Source organism: Nocardia sp. NPDC004722, assembly GCF_053601505.1.
This window is the reverse complement of the sequence record NZ_JBSGBY010000661.1, coordinates 1-4,458: the sequence shown is the minus strand read 5'-3', so window position 1 is coordinate 4,458 and position 4,458 is coordinate 1. Positions and strand designations below refer to the sequence as shown.

General features: G+C 72.5%; 1 protein-coding gene. It reads right to left on the bottom strand.

Translation table 11 applies throughout. The annotated features are described in order from the left end of the window. Positions 1–4,400, bottom strand: a 4,400-nt coding sequence (locus ACWELQ_RS39210; RefSeq protein WP_452402067.1) for a hypothetical protein, incomplete at its 3' end; no start/stop codon positions are given. Positions 4,401–4,458: the final 58 nt, after the last annotated feature.

The window sequence follows — 4,458 nt, the reverse complement described above, 5'->3', positions numbered from 1 at the left end:
GACGATTCCCCGCCTGCTTGCTCGGGGCGGCCGCCCGCGACTTCCCAGAGGAAGTCGGCGCGTTGGGTTGCCATGCGGGATTCCCAGGCGACGGCGGCGATCTGGGCGTCGGCGATGCGGCGTTCCTCGGTGCCGGGCGCGTAGAGTTCGGCGGCCTCGCGGAGGAAGGCCAGGCGCTGGTCGACCATGCGGGCGGTCCAGTCGGCCCCGATGGCGCGTTGCTGCTCCATCCAGGTACCGGTGGGGGCGGATTCGCCGTTGCCGTGTTCGTCGCCGGGCAGGCCGCGACGCTGGGCGGGTTCCGCGGGGCCGTCCTCGCCGCCGGACGCGGGGCGGTCCGCACCGTCGGACGACGCCCGGTCGACGCGGGCCTGATGGGCGTCGATGAGGGCCTGGCTGAGGACCTTCGACTGTTCGGTGGCCTGCGCGCCATTGAGGACGTCGTCGGTGAACGCCTCCGCCATCGCCTCGGCCGGATCCCAGCGGCCGTGCTCGTCGAAGGCGTAGCCGCGCTGGTCGGCGAACCATTCCTCGAAACCGGCCATGCTGCCGCGGGTTTCGAGATAGTGCCGCATCATGGCGTCGAAGGCCAGGTGGTGGGCGTCCAGGCCGCCCGCGAAGTCCAGCGCGTGCGCGAACTCGTGCACGATCGTCGAATACACCGGGCGCTGCGCCGATCCCGGCGTCAGGTAGCCCGCCTCCTCGGCGCGCGCCACCCGCTGGGCCAGCTCATCGGGATTGTGGGCGAAGCGCTCGTTGAACGTGATGCGCTCGACCGTGATCCGGCCGTCCGCGGTGCGGCCGGGCGTGGTCTCGGCGAAGACACCCGGCTCGTCGAGCGGGCCGACATGGATGGCCGGTCGCACGGTATCGCCGGGGAAGTCGGTGAACATCTTCTCGACGGCGCGCGCGTACTCGCGCAGCGCCTCCAGGTCGTGATGCTCGCTGAACCCGGTGACGTCGACTTTCCAGTCCTGCGCGAGCTTTTCGGCGATGCGCTCGTGGTTTTCGAGGCCCGACCAGGCGTCGTCGGGTCGCGGCGACCAGTCCGGGGCCAAATCAGGCGACTCGGAATCCGTTGCCGCGTGGTCGTTGTCACGCTCGCCCGACGAATCATGCTGTGCTGGTTCGTCAGTGACTAGTTCTTTCCCCGGATGCGTTGCGGAAGCGGGTTCTTCGATCGGGCCGCGGCGCTGCGCCGGACCCTCCGGCCGCGGCTCCTCGGCAGGACTCCGCTGCGGGCGGGGCTGCTCGGCGGGGCCCTCCCCGGCGCGCGGAGCGGCCTCGATCGCGTCGGTGTCGCGGCCGCCGAACCGGTCTGTCATGCGCTGCCACAGCGACCGCGACCGCTCCGGCTCGGTGACGCGCAGCGGAGCCGTCGGATCGGTGAGGGCATCCCGAATCCGGTTGGCCAGCTTGACCGGATCCTTGTCGGTCATGCCTTGGAAGCGATGCGCCAGCGCGTCGGACATGTCGCGGCGGCCGGTCGCGGCGGGCACCCGCCAGCCGCCCTCGCCGTCACGTTCCAGCCACAGCCGCAGCTTGCTCCCGCCGACCTCGAACTCGTGCATGGTGAACCGGTCCGGCATGCGGTAGCGGTGCGCGTCGGGACCGAAACGCGGTCCCAGCTCCACCTTCCGATCCAGCAGGTCGCGGGCGACCGCGGCCGCGTGCGGATGATCCAGGGACCGGGCGCTCTCCGCCGTCCGCTGCCCGGCCGTCAGGAAACGCTCCGACAGGCGCACCGGCGGCTCTGCGCCACGCAACCGCGCGCGCAACGGCTGCTTGGGGTGCACGAAGGCGTCATCGCCCAGGCCGCGCAGCCACTTGTCGAAACCGACGGTGACGCGGCCGTCTTCGCGGTAACGCAGATAGTGCGACAGCAGTTCGCCGAGCGCCTCGTCATTGGAGGGACGGCGCATCGAGCCCTCGGCCTCGTCGTGCGACAGCTCGTGCACCCACGCGCCGTGCTCGCCGTCCGGATTGATCTCGCGATACTCGAGGCGGAGGAAGCGATTGGTCAGCGCGTTCGCGTACCGGGGATGCGCGTCGGCCAGCTCTTGCAGGGCACGCATGTGCCCGCCCTCACCGGCGAAGACGATCAGGCGGTCGCTGCTGCGTGTGCTGTCGCGGACGAGGACCACATTGTCGGTGAGGCGCTCGAAACCGCCGCGCACCTTGCTCATCTGGATGTCGGACACCGAACGCGCCAGCGCGCGGTCCCGCTCCTGCGCCAGCCGCGGACTCTCCGCCGCGGGCTGGTGCACGGTATCCGCCCGATACAGCATGTCGCGCAGATTCGGATTGCCCCAATGGGTTTCACCGGACTCGCCGAAGGTCCGCACCACGTCGAAGGCGATCTCGGCGTTGTGCAGGCCGGTTTCCTTCAGATAGCGCCGCAACCCGGCCAGACCGGCCTCGTGCACGCTCGACTCCGAGGCGTGCGGCCGGGCGGCGGCCGCGGCCCGTGCCTCCCGGTAGGCGTGTTCGGCCGGGCCGACCGGAATCGGCGAACCGGCCTCGCGCAGGGCCCGCAGGTGCTCGATCTCGTCGGCGTACTCGCGGGCCCGGGTATCGCGCGCCTGCGGTGTGTCGCGGGTCGGGCGGGGTGGCTGCGGCCGCTCGCGGGACTCCGGAATACCGTGCGCGCGATCCCATTCCGCACCGTGCACCGCCACCGGGTCCCGGCCCTCCACGCGCGGGCCCAGATCGGCGAGGCGGGCCTCGACCTCGCGGACGCCCGCCCGGTAGGCGGCCGCCTCGAGCATCCGCTGGGTGGCGTTGTCGCGGCCCTTGTACGCCTCGCGGGCGGTGCGCAGCGCCTCGTCATGGGCGCGGCGGTAGGCGCGCTCCAGCGGGTCGGTGGGGCGGGCGCGGTCACGGGCGTCGCCGGGGGCGCCGGCGGTGCGGTTGTGTTCGTAGCCCAAGGCCAGCGCCTCGGCCTCGCGGGCCCGCATGGCTCGCACATAGTCGTCGCGGCTGAGCGCGTACCGCTCGAGCGGGCCCTCCACGCGAGCGCGGGACTCCAACTCCGAGGCGGCGCGCACCAGTTCCGCCGCATGCTCGGCGGGCGACGAATCACGGTGCAGCACCAGCGTATTGGTGGCCGGATCGTAACCGGCCAACGGGCCGCGCTGCTCGTGCCCCTTCGGACCGGACGCCACCGCCGCGGCCGGATCGTCGGTGACGCGGATATCGACGCCGTGCCTGCCCAGCGTCTCCAGCGCCCACCGGGAGATATCACTGCCGGTCGCGTGGTTCAACGCGAATTCCCGCATATCCCAGTACTCGTCATTGCGCGGCGGCTCCGCCTCCGCGGCCCGCGCTGCCGCAGGCTCGGCACCCGCCGGATCGTGCGAGGAAGCAGCGGCTTCACGCGGAGCCTCAGCAGAGTCGCGCGGAGCCTCAACCGGATCACGCGGAGTCCCAGCCGCGTCGCGCGGAGCCTCATCCGTAACGCGCGGGGTCCCAGCCGGATCACGGGAAGCCTCATTCGCATCGCGCAGAGTCCCAGCGGGATCACGCGGAGCCTCAGCCGCGTCGCGCTCAGTCCCCGCCGGATCACGCGGAGCCTCAGCCGCATCGCGTGGAGTCTCGGCCTGGTCGCGTGGGGAGGCGGTGGGGTCGTGGGTTGTGCTGTCGTGTGCGGCGGGGGGTTCGGCGTAGTGGTCGGCCAGCGGGTCGGGGTGGTTTTCGCCCGCGCCGGTGAAGCGGTCGTCGGAGAGTAGGGCTTCGACGCCGGCGGCGTGTGCGAGCTCGCGGGCTCGGTCGGCGGGGAGGTTCGGGTCGGCGGCGCGCGCTCGGTCGGCGGCGGCGTCGGCGGCGCGGTGGTAGGTGTCGCGGACAGCGTCGGTGTAGGTCGTGTCGGCGGCGTCGTGCAATGGGCCGCGCTCGGGGTCGTAGCCCGCTTCCCGCAGCTCGCGCACGAATTCGGCTTCCCGGCCGAAGGATTCGGCGGCACCGCGCAGGCGGTCGGAGGCAGCGGACGTACGCGCATCCTCCGGGCGTACCGCCGGAGCGCCCTCCGAGCGTGCCGCGGGCGCGCCTTCCGAGCGTGCCGCTGGCGCGCCTTCGGAACGCGCCGCGGGAGCGCCTTCCAGGTGTGCTGCCGCCGCGACCAGGGCGGCGGCCTGGTCGAGCTCGCTGCGGTTGTGGGTGTCGACGGTCAGTTCGCGGCGGTCCGCGTTGTAGGAGTAGCCGTGGGTTTCGCCGCCGCTGTCGACCAGGTGGACGGTCACCCCGGCAGTGTGCAGGGTTTCGAGGGCGGCCCGGCCGGATTCGGTCTGCGCCATGACTTCCCCGACCGCCACCAGGCGCGGGTCCGCGCCCTGTGTGAGGGCGCGTGGGTTGTCCTCGCCCGCGTAGACCAGCTCGCGCACCGCGTGCTGCTCCGGTGTCACCGCCTCCTCGGACGGCAGATCCTCGTCGCGGCGAACCGGAGGCCGCTGTGGCGCCGAC